This is a genomic window from Sporolactobacillus putidus, from assembly GCF_014647035.1.
Lineage (GTDB): Bacteria > Bacillota > Bacilli > Bacillales > Sporolactobacillaceae > Sporolactobacillus > Sporolactobacillus putidus.
The window spans coordinates 1-17,541 of record NZ_BMOK01000008.1 but is presented as its reverse complement, the minus strand read 5'-3'; the positions used below and the strand labels follow the sequence as shown (position 1 = coordinate 17,541).

Here is a 17,541-nt window from a genome sequence, read left to right as displayed (position 1 = left end):
ACCTTGCACTCCGTCTGATAAAAGACTATACTACTGTTCCTTGAAAGGACTGTTGAAAAGGAGTATAAGAATAGCCATGAATCAGGCAACAGAGTGCAGGACGCTTGTGGAGAGATACAAGAAGAATCACCAACCTGTTCACTACGTGGAAAAACTGAAATTTATGGGCGCGGGACTGAATGATGTGTACAATATCACCGCCCCTTTTTCCGATGAGACGAAACAAGTCATTGCCGCCCGGGTGGAACCGAGGGAAAGCGAAGAGTCCACTGTGGCTTTTTTTGAAAAAACCGGAGAGAGCTGGGAGCTGATGAAAGACATGCCGGTTTTTCCCCTGCAGGACCCCTTTGTCACGCGGATTGACGGACTTCTTGTTTTCGGCGGCGTCTGGGTGACGAGAGACAGTGCAGGAGAAGCGACATGGCGGACGGTTCTTTACAAAGGGGAAACCATTAAAACACTGGTCCCTTTTTTTGAAGGGCCGGCGGGCATGAAAGATTTGCGCCTGGCGCAGATGCCGAACGGGATCATTCTTGTTCTGACGCGGCCGCAGGGTATTAAGGGAGGCAGAGGGAAAATCGGTTTCTTTCTTCTGCCCGCATTGGATGAACTGGATGTCCGGAAGATTGAGGATGCGCCGCTTCTCGAAGGCCACTTCGCGGAAGGCGAATGGGGCGGAGCGAACGAGATTCATCCGCTCAGGAACGGCGACGCCGGGGTGCTTGGGCATGTCGCCTATTTCGATGAGCGGGGAGACCGCCACTACTATTCGATGATCTTTACGCTGGATCCGTTGACGGGAAACCATACTCCGGTGGAAATCATCGCGACACGTGACAATTTCATTGACGGTCCGGCGAAACGAGAGGATTTGAAAGACATTGTGTTCAGCGGCGGGGCGATCCGTGGGAACTCGCGGGTGATCCTGTATGCGGGAACGAGCGACACGGAAGCGCAGAAAATCGTACTGGACGATCCTTTTGAAAAATACGAAAAATAACGGGCAAATAGAGTCGCTTTCTTGATCCAAGTTTACAGATATGCGGGAAATTCGTAGATTACATAGGACGAGGTGAAAACCAGTCATCAGGCACAGGCGAGTTGTATTGTTTTGCCATCTGTCATTAAAATGACCGTATCATAATTAACCGAACAAAAAAGCAAAACTAAAGAAGATCTCCGGAAACCGGGGATCTTTCTGGTTAGTTAAGTATAACTAGTCTTTTCTTATATTGGAATGATGGAATCAACTTTTAGGTGTTATTGAGAAATATTTCTTTAGAAAGCGGAATAATAATTTCTTTGTCATAATCGTTCAAGTAAAATAACTTATAAGTTATTTGATTTTTCTTTTTAATCGGAAAAATAAAATCAGTTTGGAGTCCTCCTGATGTTATTAACGCTAAATGCTTTTCTTGGAAAGTGGATGCCTGTGCTCACACCGCTTAGTGTTGTTCTGGGTGTTTTGGCATCCGGTCATCTTCATCCATTTGCCGGATGGGTCCCCTTGATTTTCGCATTTATGACTTTCACCGGGAGCCTGAATTCAAACTTCAGATCGCTCTATCAATCCATTACCAATCCGCTGCCGATTATTATTTCGTTGATGGTGCTTCATGTTTTGACACCGATATGGGCCTGGGGTATTGGTCATCTGCTCTTCAGCGGTGATCCGATGACCATTACCGGGCTGACTTTGGCCGTGGTTATGCCCACCGGGATTACCAGTGTCATTTGGGTTTCCTTATATCATGGCAATGTCCCGGTAACCTTATCGATTATTTTAATAGACACATTGCTTTCACCGTTGATCGTCCCTTATAGTATTTATTTATTGGTTGGTCAGTCGGTCGATATAGATGTGACGAGTCTGATGCAGGGACTCATTGTCATGATTGTGGTCCCGACTATTGTCGGAATGGTGATCAACCAATATAGTAAACATACTCTTACGAAAAAAGTCAGCCGGAATTTAGCTCCATTTTCAAAGTTATGCATGCCGTTTATTATCGCTGTAAACAGTTCGGGTTTAGCGCCCTATCTTAAAACGGTGAATTTAAAGTTTTTAGCTATTGCCGGCACGATCTTATTTATTTCCAGCAGCGGATTTTTGCTCTGCTGGCTGCTCGGATACCTATTCAGACAGAAACGAGGAAACGCTATTGCCTTAATATTTACCGGAGGAATGAGGAACATCAGCACCGGCGTTGTCATTGCGGTCAGTTTTTTCTCACCTCATGTTGCCGTGCCTGTGGTCATTGGCATGCTGTTCCAACAGACTTTGGCCGCACTTAACGGGCACTTTATCGATCACAGTCGTAAAGCTTTGAGAGAAGTGGGGTGAATTCTTAGGTTTTCAGTGACCTAGTGGTAAAAAAACGCTCGGAAGACTTTTTTCGGAGCGTTTTTAGGTTACATGTTCATAAACGGATTACTTTAAGAGACGTTATAATGTTATTTGACCTCATGGGCATTTTAAAATCGTAGCAGTATACCGTTTGTAAAAATGTAAAGGGCCAAAACGAGTTCTAAAATTTTGGCGCAGTCAGGAAAGCTGTTAAAATAGAATTATGGGTTTGAAAAACAGGAAGAAAATTTACGCTTTGACAGAATTTTGTTTTTCACAAAATAAACGTTCAGTTGGTCGCGCGTATGAGAATAAATTCACTTTTTTTATGACAGACATTTTTTAATAGGAAGCTTTAAATTTCCTGCCTGTTTCATTTATACAGGAAGAAGACAAAAGGAGTCGCGAGACCAATATCTCGCTACTTTGTAAAAAGGCGAGCAAACTGTCCTGATAGCTAAAGGAGGGACGCAGGGTGAAGGTTCTTTTCTGTGTGGGAAAATCCTATTTTCCGATTTACCAGACCATGGTTCATCAATTGGAAGAAGCGGGGGCGGATGTAACATGCCTGATGTACGATCAGGCGCAGAATAAGGAAACAATTAAAAAAAATATTTCAGATGCGGAGATCTACATAACGGCAGTTGCACCGGCGGATCAGGAAGTTATTGATGCGGCTCCCCAGCTGAAATATATTCTGAAGACGGGAACAGGACTGGATAACGTGGATGTCGACTATGCTAGCGGAAAAGGAATCTTCGTCAGCAATGCGCCAGGGGAAAACGCGACGTCGGTCGCCGAACTTGCGATCGGTCTGATGATCGGCATCTCCAGAAAGATTCCGCAGTTGGACAAAAAGACCAAAGACGGTGTATGGATCCATAGTAAGGGATACGAATGCTGTGGTAAAACACTTGGGATTATCGGGTTTGGTTCGATCGGCATGAAGATTGCCAAGTTTGCCGGTGCGTTTGATATGAAAGTGATTGTTTTCGGAAATTACAAGGATCACGAGGTAGCGAACAGACTTGGCGCCTCATTTGTGGAACTGGATCAGCTGCTGGAAGATGCGGATTATATCGTGGTCAGCACGGCACTTACAAAATCAAATTACCACTTGATCGATGAGCAGGCGATTGGCAAAATGCAGCCGTCAGCGTTTCTGATTAATATTTCCCGGGGAGCGATCATCGATGAGCAGGCCCTTTTTGAAGCTCTGCGGCAAAAAAAGATTTGCGGAGCCGCGCTCGATGTCTTTGAGAGTGAACCGCCGAAAGAAAAGCTGCCTGACCTTGACAATCTGATCGCTACACCACATATCGGCGGCATGACTCAGGAGAGCGTCAATCGGGTTGCCGGGGTAACGGTTGAAAACATCCGCCGCTTTATTCATCAGGAATCCCCGCAATACGTGGTCAATCTTAAAGAATTGGAAGAAACACATAAACTGTGACAAGGTTTCCAGCTCACTTTTCGCCAGTAAAGAGCAGAGAATCTACAGTAATGGGTTGAGAATCAACAGTAAAGAGCAGAGAATCTACAGTAACGCTCAAAGAATCAACAGTAAACGGCCTGAAATCAATAAGTGCGAATAGTCAGAACACGAATTGGACTTTTTACGCCGCGAACTGCCCAAATTCACGGGAGCAGGGGGATAATCTTTAATTTTCGATTCGCTATTAATCATTCAGGACGTATTTTGCCGACTTAAATGAGCAATGGGATAATCATATTTATTTTTACCGAATTGGGGGAATGATCATTGTCAGAAACCATCCAGGAACATGCACGGCGCCTCCATCAGCAGTACTTGGTCGTCGATGCGCACTTCGATCTTCTGATGGAGGTCGATTTGCGGAGAAAACTGGGCTATAAAAAGGTCATCGAAACGCATTTTCTCCCTGCTCTGGCAGAGGGCGGGGTCAGCGTTCTTGTTTGCTCACTTTTTATCGAAAACGAATACTTGCCGGAATTAGGCCTGAAAAAGGCGCTTGATCAGATCAGTGCGCTTTACGCTGAAATTGAGGAGTCGCCGGATAAGATTCAGCTGTGCACGACTTATGATGACATTTTAACCGCGCACCGCAATAATCGGCTCGCTATTCTATTATCGCTTGAAGGCGTCGACCCCCTGACAAACGACCTCGATCTTCTGCCTATTTTTTATAAGCTGGGTGTCCGGTTTGTCGGCCTGACCTGGAGCAGGCGCAACTTTGCCGCTGACGGCAGCCACTTCTCTCCAAAAGATGAAGGGCGCAAGGGCGGCCTGACGGATTTTGGCGTCAGTCTGATTCAGCTAGCTGAAAAAAAGAACATGATCATCGATGTCAGTCATCTGAATGATGAGGGATTTGAGGATGTTCTGGCTAGAGCCCGAGGTCCGGTTATCGCTTCACATTCCAACGCCCGCGGCCTTGCTTCATCGATGAGAAACCTGACCGATGATCAGATTCGCGCGCTGTCGGCGAGCGGTGGCGTGATCGGGATGAACGGATGCAACATGTTCGTTTCCGATAAGTACGAGCACGGTGATGTCGAACATTTACTCGATCACGTCGACTACATGGTTGGGCTGGTCGGTGCGGAGCACGTCGGAGTCGGGCTGGACATCTGCCATTTTCTGACGGGGATCAATCTCAGACCAGCGGGACAAACAGGACCCGACAACTTTGACGTGATTGCCAGCCACAGGGACATTCTTAAATTCACCGGGGGTCTGATCAGCCGCGGTTATACGGATGAGCAGATCGGCCTGATATTGGGCGGAAACTTTTTGAATGTCTATCGGCAGGTTTTGAACTGAGTGTTAAAAACAATCCATTATGATAGGGCAAGACACCGTTCAGAATGTTGAACGGTGTTTGCTGTTTTGAGAATGTTTACCATGTTATGTAGTGTTATTTATAAAATTGCTAATATTCGGCACATTTTCAGATAATGGACACAATGAATAAAGAACTATATAGTAAAAATAAAAATTATTCACAAAATATCTTCAATTAACAAGAATCGATAAGTCAGGCTGCTGACATATTGGAAATCACGCGACTCTTTCGTTTTGAAAACCCCACATCGCAATAGGTTCATTGTTTTCGTTTGCCGGGAAATGATCGCTTTCTCTCCTTTTCAAAAGGCTTTGTTAAACTCAGTTGTTGTTTTTATCGTTTATGCTTCATGTGCTCGCTTGGCCGCGGGCGTAACGCGGGCCTCCTCGAACAGGCTGGAGGCTGCGGGGTCTCGCTGGCACGCTGTTCCCGCAGACACTCGCACATTGCATTTTCGTCGAAATAACAACATTAGATTTGAACATAGCCTTAAAAAACTTCTGACTTATTTTCTTAGGAATAAACAAAAAGCAGGATTGATTTCGAATGGGCCGCAAGGCGGCTGATATTCGTAAAGGAGATTAAGAGAACATGATAACACTTAAGAAATTATTCTCTTTATCCGAATTAGAACCGATTCATTTAGTTGCGGGCGAAACAGGAATAAACAGGCCGATTACCGGTGTGAATGTGATGGAAAGCGACCGTCTCGCCGAATTTTTTAAAGAAAATGAGCTGCTTGTCACAACCGGAATCAATATGCAAGGAGATGAGATAAGATTAATCGCGATGCTTCATATGGCATTCAAACGAAAGGCAGCCGGTATCATTCTGAATGTCGGGCCCTACATTCCAACCATTCCGGAACAAGTGTTTCAGTTTGCTGATGAACACCAGTTCCCGGTTTTTGAAATGCCATGGGTCTACCGGATAGCCGACTTTGTCAAAATTACCGTTCAATACTTGGCAACAGCAGAACAAAGACAGACAAAAACGGAACGCATCCTTTCTGAAATCTTGTTCAATCCTGAACCCGATCACGAGTCTCTTGACAAAGAACTTTCTCAGCTTGGTATTAAAGCGGAAGCAGATTTCAGCATTATTGTCTGTACGACCGGTTCTGCGCCGGACGTTCCTTCACGATTAATCTATATAATTGAAGATGAATTGTCAAAAAGGTATAAAATCCTTCTGTCAATGAGTCACAAGGATCAAATCATTTATATGGCTGATCGGACTGAAATACAAATTTCAGATCCTCCCCTTTCGCAACTGGTTAAGAATATTCGCGACAAGTACTACGGGAAATTGGAGAAGGCCAATTTGTTGATTGGCGCGGGAAACGACTATCCGATAAAAGAATTGTCAAAAAGTTATGAGGAGGCCGCAACGGTCATTCGCCTGACCCGTCACTATCCGGATCTCCTGATCTCTGAATATAAGGACATAGGGGCCTATAAAATCATCATGGATGTGCGTGACCGGAATGTGATCGAAACGTTCCATCAGGATTCGCTCGGTCTGCTTTACCGTTATGATAAGCTGCACGAGACGGATTTTGTTCATTTTCTCCGTGTATTTCTTGAAGAAGACGGACGCACGGCGAACATTGCCCGAAAAGAATTTGTTCACCGCAATACGGTACTCTATAAAACAAAAAAGATTGAATCGATATTGGGCGTTGATTTATATCATCCTTTTGTGAAAACAAATCTTTCGCTGGCCTTTATGATTGAAGACGTTATGGAATGAAATGTGCCTTCTGTTTTGTGCAGATGCACAATTTTTTTCGTTTGAATTGTCATTGTTTTCGATCAATAAAAGTATATCATTAAATTATATTAATTCAGAAAATTGATTGGAGTTGTCGGTTCATGAAACAAATTGACGATGGTCAAATCAAAAAAGACGACCAGCATTATGTCCTGCATGCCTGGGCAAAGCAAAAAAATATTCATTCGAAAATGATCAAAAAGGGTGAAGGCGTTTTTTTCTGGGATGAGTCGGGCAAGAAATATTATGACATGTGCTCTCAACTTGTTTACTTGAATGTCGGGCATAACCATCCGAAGCTGATGGAAGAATTCAGGCACATTGGTGAAATTCCGCTGGCGGCGCCTGGTTTTGCCACCGCATCCAAGGCGGAACTGGCGCGCAAAATTATTGAAGTGGCACCCAAGAATATGGCCAAAGTCTTCTTTGCAAACGGGGGCGCGGATTCAAATGATCACGCGGTGAAAATCGCGCGTATGGCCACCGGTCGTTATAAAATATTCTCCCGTTACCGTTCCTACCACGGAGCGACATTCGGAGCAGGAAATCTTTCCGGGGAGAGTCGCCGATTTGTAGTGGAACCGGGAATTCCGGGATTTATTAAGTTTGATACGCCTTATCTGTACCGGGAATCGATCGACTTTGAAAGCGAGGAAGCGGCCACTGCTTTTTATTTGGACCGGCTTAATAATCAGATTTTATATGAAGGGCCGGATTCGATTGCCGCGATTTTCATGGAGCCGATTCCGGGCAGCAACGGGGTGCTTGTTCCTCCGAAAGGCTATCTTGAAGGAGTGCGCAAACTATGCGACAAATATGGCATTCTGATGATCTGTGATGAAGTCATGTCGGGATTCGGCCGCACCGGCAAAATGTTTGCCGTCGATCACTTCGATTTCGAACCGGATATCATGACCTTTGCGAAGGGCGTGACGTGCGGGTACAGCCCGCTCGGCGGCGTTATCGTCAGTGAAAAAGTCGCCCAATATTTTGACGACCATGTCCTGATGACTGGTCTGACCTACAGCGGACATACCGTCTCAGCGCAAATCGGCTGCGCAACCCTTGATATCTACAAGGAAGAGCACTTGATCGATCATGCTGCGGCAATGGGGGAGGTACTCGCCGAACGTCTGGAAAAACTGTACCGCTTCGCTTCGGTCGGCGATGTCCGCCATATCGGGCTGTTCGCGGCAGTGGAACTCGTTAAGGATAAAGCGACGAAAGAACCGCTTATCGCTTACGGACTGGACTATGGAAAGGATACGGTCGGGCTGATGAGTAGGTTCGTCGGTCTGCTTAGTGAAAATGGCTTCTATACGTATTCGCATGAATCCAGCGTCATGATCGCGCCTCCGCTCATCATAACGGAGCGGCAGATCAATGAAGCGATGGATATCTTTGAGAACGTTCTGGCTCAGTTTGAGAAAAATGATCTGTTCGCTGATCAAACCGTCATTTCTAAATAAAAGATTGGGGATGAATCCGATGGAGAATTTTTTCTACAAACAGCCTGTTCCAATCGACTTTGGCTCGGGAAAGCGGAAAAAGCTGCCGGATATTTTAAGTCGGATGAATGGAAAACGCGGTATACTGATCAGCGCGCCGTCCATGGTGCGGACCGGGATTGCGCGGGGAATCATGGATCAATCCGAGGGTAGAATAGTCGCGGTATTTTCGGAGATCCAGCCTAACCCGACCGTCATCAACACAGATGCCTGTGCGGCGGCTATTCGCGAATACCAATGCGAATTTGCCGTCGCTCTTGGCGGAGGAAGTATCATGGACTGCGCGAAAGCCGCCTGTTTCGTTGCAGGAACACCGTACAGCGCGGCCGATTTTCTATCAAATGCACGGCCGATCACCCAACCCGGCATTCCGCTGATTGCGATGCCGACGACGTCCGGGACAGCCAGCGAAGTGACGGCCGCATCGGTTCTGACCGACACGGAAAGAGGTGTGAAGGCTCTGCTCGCAAGTGACTATTTCTATCCGGTCTATGCGTTGATTGATCCCGAGCTGACGGTGTCCTGTCCGCCTCAGGTTACGGCGGCGAGCGGACTCGACGTGCTGGCTCACTCGCTGGAAGCCTACTATGGAAAAAAACATCAGCCTCTGACAGACATGGCGGCAGAGCGTGCGGCGTCTCTTGTTTTTCACTATTTGTTAAAGGCATACCATGAGCCCGGAAATAGGGAAGCCAGGGAGAAAATGAGCGAGGCTTCGGTGACTGCGGGCCTGGCATTCAATCTTACACAAACAGCCGCCGCGCATGCCTGCTCCTACCCGCTGACTCAGGATTATGGTATTCCTCACGGGGAAGCCTGCGCGTTTACCCTTCCTTCTTTCTGGAAGTTGAACAGCCGGCTGGGTCCTGAATCCGATCGGCTGAATGGTTTCAGTAGGCGTTTGGGATTTGAAGATTCCGATCGTCTGGCCGATCGTATTGACGAAATGAAGAAGGAGATGGGGCTCCGTACAACTTTAGAGAAGGTGGGCATCCTTTCGGAAACTGGTCTGGATGAACTTGTTTCTCGTAGTTTCGCGCCGAACATGAAGAATAATCCGGTGGAGATGACAGAAAGCGGTTTGAAGGAGATGTATCGTCAACTGCATTCAAGCTTGGCGCAGCGCAACTAAAAGTTCTTTGGTGATCAGGTATTGAAGGGGGTGGGAACGTGCAGCGACAGAAAATAACGATTAATGGAGAAAGACTCAAACAATCCCTGGAAAAATTTGCGGCATTCGGCCGTACAAGAAATCATGGAGTCACCCGATTATCCCTTTCAAGGGAAGACATTGCCGCCCGAGATTATTTCGTTTCCTGCTGCGAGGAAATAGGTATGACGGTGAGAATTGATGATATGGCCAATATTTATGCGACGATGGCCGGAGAGGAAGACAGACCCCCGATTGTGATGGGTTCACATTTGGATTCCGTGGAAAAAGGCGGGCGTTTTGACGGCGTCCTCGGCGTTCTCGCGGCCTTGGAAGTTAGCCGTACGCTTTATGACCAACGAATGAAACCCAAGATTCCTTTTACGATTGTTGATTTTACCAATGAGGAAGGCGCCCGATTCGATCCGGCGATGATGTGTTCAGGGGTCATAACCGGTATGTTCGATAAAGCGGGGATCCTGAAAAGTAAGGATAGCAAGGGGACAACATTTGGCGAAGCACTCGCAGCAAGCGGATATGAGGGCGACTCAAGAAACAGGTTAACGAAAGCTTCAGCCTATCTGGAAATGCATATCGAGCAGGGACCGATTCTCGAAAGCGAATCCGTGCAAATCGGCATTGTCGAGGGTGTTGTCGGCATGGTCAATTACGAAATTGAAATTACCGGAGAAGCGGATCATGCAGGAACGACACCCATGGGTATGCGAGAGGACGCACTTTTTGCGGCAACCGATCTGATTGCAGAGCTGCGCCGGTCGTTGAGCCGATTAGACGGCGGGCTGGTGTACACGATGGGCAGAATGAACGTATTTCCGAATATCCACACAGTTATTCCGGATAAAGTGCGCTTTACTCTTGAGGCCAGACACAAGGATCCCGAGGTGATCAGTCAGGTGGTCAAGGTCATTCAGGAGCTTCCCGAATCCATGGAGGGATGTACCATTGAGACGAAAAAGCTGTGGGCACGCGACACGGTCGCTTTTGACCCGGCAATCTGTCATCAATTAGAAAAATCCACACAATCCCTGGGGTATTCGTATAAAAAAATGTACAGCGGCGCGGGACATGACGCTCAGTATATGGCAAGCATGGTTCCAACAGCAATGATTTTTGTGCCAAGCGTCAGAGGGAAAAGCCATTGCGAGGAGGAACTGACGTCGTATGAAGACTGCGTAAAGGGGGTTAATGTGGCACTGGATACCCTTCTGGCCATCCTTTCCGATCACTGAATGTGTGTTGGAAGTGGATTGCCGGTCCTTACATTTTTTACTAGAAAATATAACAGAAAATTCTGCTATAGCAAAGACTAAATATATAATTTAAAATATTACGAGTTATTTGATGGCTAGTCTGCAACTCAATTCCAATTAAGGGGGAAATCACACGATGAAATCACAAGTTGAACAAGACGGAATTGTTACTCTGACGAGCGAAGCTGCAGACAGCCTGAAAGACAGTCATTTGTGGAATGATGATTTGCGGCCGACAACAAAGGCGGAACATTCATGGGGCGGGATTAACTTTGTTACCTTATGGATTGGCATGTGTCTTGTCATCCCATCGTATACCATGGCCAGTGGCATGATTGCACTGGGCATGAACTGGTGGCAGGCACTGATCACCATTTTTCTGGGGAACTGTATCGTATTGATTCCAATATTATTGAATTCACATGCCGGCACAAAATTTGGGATTCCGTATCCTGTATTTGCGAGATTGTGGTTTGGGTCAAAGGGCGCACACATTCCGACAGTCGCGCGGGCCATCGTGGCGGCCGGCTGGTTCGGCATCAACACATGGATCGGAACAACGAGTATCGATGCGCTCCTTATGAAAGTTTTCCCGGCCTGGCAGAACTTCGGCCTTCATACAGCTATCGTATTCATTCTTTTTTGGGCGCTTAATGTCGTCGTCGGCATGAGAGGTCCTGAAGGCATCAAGTGGCTGGCCATGATTGCGACTCCTATTGTCGGCATTGCTTCGGTTGCATTGTTTATTTGGGCGATCGCTCACATTAACGGCCTCGGTCCGATTATGACGGCGCCCAGCAAGTTTCAATCAACCGGCCAGTTTTTTGCAACATTCTTTCCCGCGCTAACCGGCGTCATTGCTTTTTGGGCCACACTCGCGCTTAACATTCCTGACTTTGCCCGGCAGGCAAAGGATCATAGATCGATGATGGTTGCCCAGGCTTTCACACTGCCTCTGACTATGACGATATTTTCTTTTATCGGCATCTTCGTTACGTCGGCAACGGTCGTCCTGTATGGGCAAGCTTTGTGGCAGCCTGTTGATCTGCTCTCACATTTTCCGACCTTCATTGTTTTTCTGGGTGCCGTTGTCATTGTCATTTCCTCACTGACGATTAATGTGGGCGCGAATCTGGTTGCTCCGGCACGCGCAGCAGAAAATCTCTGGCCACGGCACATCACCTTTGCCATTGGTGCAGTCATTACCGGTTTATTCGCTCTGGTGATGCAGCCTTGGTATCTCATGGCTAACTTTCAAAATTATATTTTCGGTTTTCTCGGCGGATATGGTGCCCTTCTTGGCCCGATTGACGGAATCGCCATCGCCGATTACTGGATTGTTCGCCGACGCCATCTAGCACTGACGGAGCTTTATACAAGAAACGGCCGCTACAGTTATTCTTCCGGGTTTAACAAAAACAGCGTATATGCGTTGATTGTAGGGATTGTCATCCCTCTTCTCGGACTATTTATACCGGCCCTTAAATTTCTGTGGGATAACGCATGGACCATCGGCTTGCTCATCGCTGTTGGGGTATACAGTTACCTGATGCGCAGCGATGCCAGTCTCCTGAAAGCCGGGGAATATGAGGAGATGACGGTTATCATGGATTCTTCAAAGACTTCCAAAGATATGGCGGTCCAGATGGTGAAACAGGGTCCGGAGAACATCGGATAATCACATGAGCTAATGAATCATTCCGATTAAGCCATTCATGGAGGTGATTGCCGGAATGCGAATACCGGATACAAAAGAAAATCTTTGGAAAAATTTCGATGAAGTGAGAGCTGATCTAAAGCCGAAGGAAGTCATGGAAGAAGTGAGCCGATGCCTGTTCTGCTATGATGCGCCCTGCACAAAGGCTTGTCCGACAAACATTAATGTCCCTTCTTTTATCAAAAAGATCGCTTCGGGAAATATGAAAGGAGCCGCTCATGTCATTATGGAAGCCAATCCGATGGGGGCGACATGCGCGAGGGTTTGCCCGACAGAGGAGCTGTGCGAAGGCGCCTGTGTTTTGAATGATGCATCGCTTCCGATCATGATTGGGGATCTGCAGAGGCATGCGACAAATTGGGCAATGAAGAATCATGAGCCATTGTTTCAGCCGGGAAAACCGAATGGCAAAACGGTGGCCATTGTCGGAAGCGGACCGGCCGGGCTTTCGGCGGCACGCGAACTGGCCCGATACGGATTTAAGGTTACAGTCTATGAAAAGAAGGATAAAGCGGGCGGGCTGGACACTTACGGGATTGTCCCCTTCCGTCTGCCGCAGGCGATCTCACTCTGGGAAGTGGAACAGGTTGAGAGCCTTGGGGTTGCGATTCATACGAATACCGAGGTAGGAAAAGACGTTCAGGTAGAAACATTGATGAACGATTTTGACGCGGTTGTTCTGGCGGTCGGCATGTCGGATGTTCCGCTTCTGGGCATTCCGGGCGAGGATCTGGATGGTGTCCATGATGCGATTCAGTTCATCGAAAAAGTGAAGGACGGTCATTTAACCGACCGATTTATCGGTAAGCGCGCGGCGGTGATCGGAGCCGGGAATACGGCAATTGACGCGGCCACATGCCTGAAACGGCTGGGAGCGGCAAATGTCAGTATGGTTTATCGCCGCTCCGAAGCAGAGATGACCGCCTATCCATTTGAGTACGCTTTTGCCAAACAGGACGGCATTGAATTCAGATGGCTCACCCAGCCGAAAAGCTTCATTGATGACGGGTTGGGGCATGTTGCCAGGATGGAATGTGTGCGGATGAAACTTGGGGAAATCGATGCATCCGGCAGGCGGCGACCGGAGAAAGTTAAAAACTCCGAATTTTATATGGACATTGATGTTGTGGTCAAGGCAACCGGTCAGGTACGTTATACTTCATTAATCGAGGCATTCGGCCTTGAAAATGACCACGGTATCGTTAAAGTAAATCCCGAAACCTATCAGACATCAAATCCTAAGGTTTACGCTGCGGGAGATGTCATTTTTGGAAATGGAAGCGGCGAAGCGATGGTTGTCGCTGCTGCCGAGCAGGGAAAAAAGACGGCGCGGGCTATTCAGGAACAAATGCTGAGCAGAATTTAAGACTGGGGGGATCCTATTGGCAGATTTAAGCATAAATTTCGCTGGGATAAAGTCTATGAATCCATTCTGGCTTGCCTCTGGGCCGCCAACGAATTCCGGTTATCAAGTACAGAGAGCATTTGAAGCCGGATGGGGCGGTGCAGTCTGGAAAACTCTGGGTGATCCGATTGTCAACGTGACTTCCCGGTTTTCTGCGCTTCATTATAATGGACAGCGGGTTGCGGGTTTTAATAATATCGAACTGATTACAGACCGTCCGCTTGATGTCAACCTGCGGGAGATTGCCGAAACAAAAAAGAAGTTTCCCAAACAGGTCATCATTGCTTCACTCATGGTTGAACCGGTACAAGAGAAATGGCATGAAATCGTGAAAAAGGTTGAAGACGTTGGCGTTGACGGCCTTGAATTAAACTTCGGATGCCCTCACGGCATGGCGGAACGCGGCATGGGTTCAGCCTCCGGGCAGGTGCCGGAGCTGGTTGAGAAGCAGACCAGCTGGGCGAAAGAAGCTGCTGAAACACCGGTTATCGTAAAACTGACGCCTAATATCACGGATATCACAGCTACGGCCTATGCGGCAAGCCAGGGCGGAGCGGATGCCATCAGTCTGATCAACACGATCAACAGCCTGATGGGTATTGATCTTGACACTTGGAATACAATCCCGAACGTAGCCGGGAAGGGAACCCACGGAGGTTACTGCGGCCCGGCGGTCAAACCCATCGCATTGAGCATGGTTGGAGAATGCGCCCGGCAGACGGATAGCAACATTCCGATTTCAGGCATCGGCGGGATCGGAACCTGGCGGGATGCCGCGGAATTCATGCTGATGGGGGCGACAGGGCTGCAGGTGTGCACTGCGGCGATGCATCACGGATTCCGTATTGTGGAAGACATGATTGACGGGTTAAATAACTACTTGGATGAAAAAGGACTCGCCTCAGTCATGGATCTGGTTGGCCGATCCGTACCTAAATATAGGGATTGGGGCGATCTCGATCTGAATCACCGGGTGGTTGCCCGTATTAATCAGGATCAGTGTATCCATTGCAATAAATGCCACATCGCCTGTGAAGATGGCGCGCATCAATGTATTGAAATGTATACCGATAAGAATGGCAAGCCTGCACTAAAGGTCCGCGAGGAAGATTGTGTCGGCTGCAATCTCTGCTCTATTGTCTGCCCGGTTGACGGGGCGATCGACATGATCGAAAAACCGGGGGAAGAGCCGATGACGTGGAATGAACGTCAGGCACTGCTTAACACTTTATAAAAAGATGTTTGAATGGTCCCGCGAATGTTTTCCTTTCAGAAAAAATTTTATTAATCTATGAGGTTAGGAAAATGCATGAGTATAAAATCTTTTTAAAAGAAAAAAAGCAGATTGACGAATTAATGGAGCAAGGTTGTCAAATTGTCAGCGTCAAAGAAAATCTTAACGGGGCTTTTGTTCAGTTCAGACCGATCGATGAGGAGGCTCTCGATCAAGTGAACACTTTACGACTGCTCACTCCGGATAGCAGAAAATATTTTACGAATCAGCTGCGCTTAAAACGCCAAGTGAAGAACTGACTGGATCTTATCCATGCAGTCAATCTGCAGTTATTGTTATCAGAAATATTAAATGATTTTGTTGATTCAATTATGTAAATCGGATGGAGGCAGGATGATATGAAACTCATTGGTGTTGACATAGGCGGCACGTTTACAGATGTTATATATACAGATACGGACACCGGTGTATCGCGTATTCATAAGACACCTACCACGACAAAAGACCCTTCGGTTGGTATGGTCAAAGGAATCACAGAGATTTGCAGCCGGTACGGCATAGAAAGAAACCGTATCGACCATGTTTTTCACGGGACGACGATCGCGACGAATGCTGTTCTTGAACATAACGGAGCAAAAACCGGACTGATTACCACAAAGGGCTACAGGGATATTCTGCAGATCGGCCGGCATCAGAGACCGGAGAATTATTCCATTGCGCAGGAGATACCGTGGCAGGACAACAACATGGTTGAACGCCGCAACCGCAGGACTGTTTCAGAACGGATCGGTGTATCGAATGGAAAAGCGTATGAAAAGATTCCATTGGATGAAGACGAAGTCATTAAAATTTTAAACGAATTTAAAGATGAAGGGATCGAATCCGTTGTCGTCGGGTTCCTGTTTTCCTATTTAGAACCGGAACATGAAGAGCGGGTAAAAGAAATAATCAGTGAAAAGTTCCCTGATTTTTATATCACCACTTCGGCCAATATTTCTCCGCAGTTTCGCGAATTTGAACGCTTCGCAACAGCAAGTATGAACGGCTTTGTCGGCCCGGTCATGAAGGGGTACATTGAGAGTCTGGAATCGCGTCTCCGTGATGCAGGAATGGACTGCGACCTCTTGATCATGACATCCAACGGTGGTGTCGCTAATTCCCGGACGATATCGGAAAAGCCGGTCATGACGCTCTTATCAGGGCCGGCGGCCGGCGTGCTTGGCGGACAATGGGCCGGGAAATTGTCCGATCATCAAAGATTGATTACTTTTGACGTCGGTGGAACAAGCGCGGATATTGGGATTGTGACAGAACGGGGTTTTTCAGAGGCGACAGCCGGTGATACCCAGATTGCCGGCTATCCGGTGCAGGTGCCGATGATCGATATTCATACGATCGGTGCGGGCGGTGGCAGTATCGCCTATGTTGACGCGGGAGGCGCCTTCAAAGTCGGCCCGAGAAGCGCCGGTTCGTATCCAGGTCCGGCTTGTTACGGGCGCGGCGGGGAACTGCCGACGGTAACCGATGCGACGCTGGTGCTCGGCAGACTGGATCCGGATCATTTTCTCGACGGGGAAATGGAGATCTACCCGGAAAAGGCGGTTCAAGCCGTACAAAGTTTAGCATCGAAACTTGGATTAGGCTTATATGAAACGGCCGAAGGAATTTTAACCATAGTCAATAACAACATGGCCAACGCGATTCGCTCAAGAACTATTCAGAAGGGCTTTGATCCCCGCGGTTTCACTCTGGCGGCGCTCGGCGGCGGCGGACCGATGTGTTCGGTTGAGGTTGCAAAAATCCTTGACATTCCGGAAGTCATTATACCGCCGTATCCCGGTATTACTTCGGCAACCGGTCTTTTAACAACGGATCTGAAATATGATGCGGTCCAGACGATCTTTATGTCCAGCGATAGGCTCGATACGGACTATCTGAATCAAAAATTCAAAAGTCTGGAGGAAGAGATTACCGGGCAGCTGGGAGAGGCCGGGTTTGCGCCGGACAAAATTACTCTGCTGCATTTCTTTGACTGCCGTTACGTCGGGCAAGGCTACGAATTGCGTATCCCTGTTGCCTCCGGTTCGATCGATGCAGCAAATATTCACGCGATATGGGAAACCTTCCATACGGTTCATAAACGCGAGTATGGGCACGCTTTCCAGAATGCTCCGATTGAAATTGTGAATATGCGTGTGACCGGTATCGGCGATATGCCAAAAATCGGGGATCCGGATTTTTCGGGGACTTTGTCAAATAGTGTTGATGGTCCATAGAACTCTATCTTTATGGTAGGGTTCTTTTTTTACTG

13 protein-coding genes are annotated in these 17,541 nt (G+C 47.6%); all 13 read left to right on the top strand.

Annotated elements, in window-relative coordinates; all coding sequences use genetic code 11:
- The first annotated feature begins 76 nt into the window (after nucleotides 1–76).
- The 13 genes from IEX81_RS10290 (at nucleotide 77) to IEX81_RS10230 (ending at nucleotide 17,506) form a co-directional block, all read left to right on the top strand.
- Nucleotides 77–1,000, top strand: a complete 924-nt coding sequence (locus tag IEX81_RS10290) for a DUF1861 family protein (RefSeq protein WP_188803008.1) — start codon at nucleotides 77–79, stop codon at nucleotides 998–1,000.
- A gap of 387 nt (nucleotides 1,001–1,387) precedes the next feature.
- The gene (locus IEX81_RS10285; RefSeq protein ID WP_229727574.1) at nucleotides 1,388–2,344 is read left to right on the top strand and encodes a bile acid:sodium symporter family protein; all 957 of its coding nucleotides are present in this window, start codon (nucleotides 1,388–1,390) and stop codon (nucleotides 2,342–2,344) included.
- 478 nt (nucleotides 2,345–2,822) lie between these two features.
- Nucleotides 2,823–3,800, top strand: a complete 978-nt coding sequence (locus IEX81_RS10280) for a phosphoglycerate dehydrogenase (RefSeq protein ID WP_188803006.1) — start codon at nucleotides 2,823–2,825, stop codon at nucleotides 3,798–3,800.
- Nucleotides 3,801–4,109: 309 nt separating this feature from the next.
- A complete protein-coding gene (locus tag IEX81_RS10275; RefSeq protein WP_188803005.1) occupies nucleotides 4,110–5,150 on the top strand; it encodes a dipeptidase in 1,041 nt (346 codons plus the stop codon).
- 613 nt (nucleotides 5,151–5,763) lie between these two features.
- On the top strand, nucleotides 5,764–6,924 hold the full coding sequence (locus IEX81_RS10270; protein WP_188803004.1) for a PucR family transcriptional regulator: 1,161 nt from the start codon (nucleotides 5,764–5,766) through the stop codon (nucleotides 6,922–6,924).
- A gap of 122 nt (nucleotides 6,925–7,046) precedes the next feature.
- On the top strand, nucleotides 7,047–8,414 hold the full coding sequence (locus IEX81_RS10265; RefSeq protein WP_188803003.1) for an aminotransferase class III-fold pyridoxal phosphate-dependent enzyme: 1,368 nt from the start codon (nucleotides 7,047–7,049) through the stop codon (nucleotides 8,412–8,414).
- Between the two features lie 19 nt (nucleotides 8,415–8,433).
- The gene (locus tag IEX81_RS10260) at nucleotides 8,434–9,585 is read left to right on the top strand and encodes an iron-containing alcohol dehydrogenase family protein (protein WP_188803002.1); all 1,152 of its coding nucleotides are present in this window, start codon (nucleotides 8,434–8,436) and stop codon (nucleotides 9,583–9,585) included.
- A gap of 38 nt (nucleotides 9,586–9,623) precedes the next feature.
- Nucleotides 9,624–10,853, top strand: a complete 1,230-nt coding sequence (locus IEX81_RS10255; RefSeq protein WP_188803001.1) for a Zn-dependent hydrolase — start codon at nucleotides 9,624–9,626, stop codon at nucleotides 10,851–10,853.
- Between the two features lie 157 nt (nucleotides 10,854–11,010).
- A complete protein-coding gene (locus IEX81_RS10250; RefSeq protein ID WP_188803000.1) occupies nucleotides 11,011–12,552 on the top strand; it encodes an NCS1 family nucleobase:cation symporter-1 in 1,542 nt (513 codons plus the stop codon).
- 55 nt (nucleotides 12,553–12,607) lie between these two features.
- Complete coding sequence (locus tag IEX81_RS10245) at nucleotides 12,608–13,957, top strand: NAD(P)-dependent oxidoreductase (protein ID WP_188802999.1); 1,350 nt, start codon at nucleotides 12,608–12,610, stop codon at nucleotides 13,955–13,957.
- Between the two features lie 16 nt (nucleotides 13,958–13,973).
- Nucleotides 13,974–15,230: an NAD-dependent dihydropyrimidine dehydrogenase subunit PreA gene (gene preA, locus IEX81_RS10240; RefSeq protein ID WP_188802998.1), complete on the top strand. Its 1,257-nt coding sequence runs from the start codon at nucleotides 13,974–13,976 to the stop codon at nucleotides 15,228–15,230.
- Nucleotides 15,231–15,301: 71 nt separating this feature from the next.
- Entirely contained in the window at nucleotides 15,302–15,529 is a 228-nt protein-coding gene (locus IEX81_RS10235) for a hypothetical protein (protein WP_188802997.1), read from the top strand.
- A gap of 99 nt (nucleotides 15,530–15,628) precedes the next feature.
- Entirely contained in the window at nucleotides 15,629–17,506 is a 1,878-nt protein-coding gene (locus IEX81_RS10230) for a hydantoinase/oxoprolinase family protein (RefSeq protein ID WP_188802996.1), read from the top strand.
- Nucleotides 17,507–17,541: the final 35 nt, after the last annotated feature.

Excerpts from the sequence above, each read along its gene's own strand:
- IEX81_RS10290 (WP_188803008.1), top strand. The coding sequence starts at position 77 with ATGAATCAGGCAACAGAGTGCAGGACGCTTGTGGAGAGATACAAGAAG.
- IEX81_RS10270 (WP_188803004.1), top strand. The coding sequence starts at position 5,764 with ATGATAACACTTAAGAAATTATTCTCTTTATCCGAATTAGAACCGATT.
- IEX81_RS10265 (WP_188803003.1), top strand. The coding sequence starts at position 7,047 with ATGAAACAAATTGACGATGGTCAAATCAAAAAAGACGACCAGCATTAT.
- IEX81_RS10260 (WP_188803002.1), top strand. The coding sequence starts at position 8,434 with ATGGAGAATTTTTTCTACAAACAGCCTGTTCCAATCGACTTTGGCTCG.
- IEX81_RS10250 (WP_188803000.1), top strand. The coding sequence starts at position 11,011 with ATGAAATCACAAGTTGAACAAGACGGAATTGTTACTCTGACGAGCGAA.
- IEX81_RS10245 (WP_188802999.1), top strand. The coding sequence starts at position 12,608 with ATGCGAATACCGGATACAAAAGAAAATCTTTGGAAAAATTTCGATGAA.
- IEX81_RS10235 (WP_188802997.1), top strand. The coding sequence starts at position 15,302 with ATGCATGAGTATAAAATCTTTTTAAAAGAAAAAAAGCAGATTGACGAA.
- IEX81_RS10230 (WP_188802996.1), top strand. The coding sequence starts at position 15,629 with ATGAAACTCATTGGTGTTGACATAGGCGGCACGTTTACAGATGTTATA.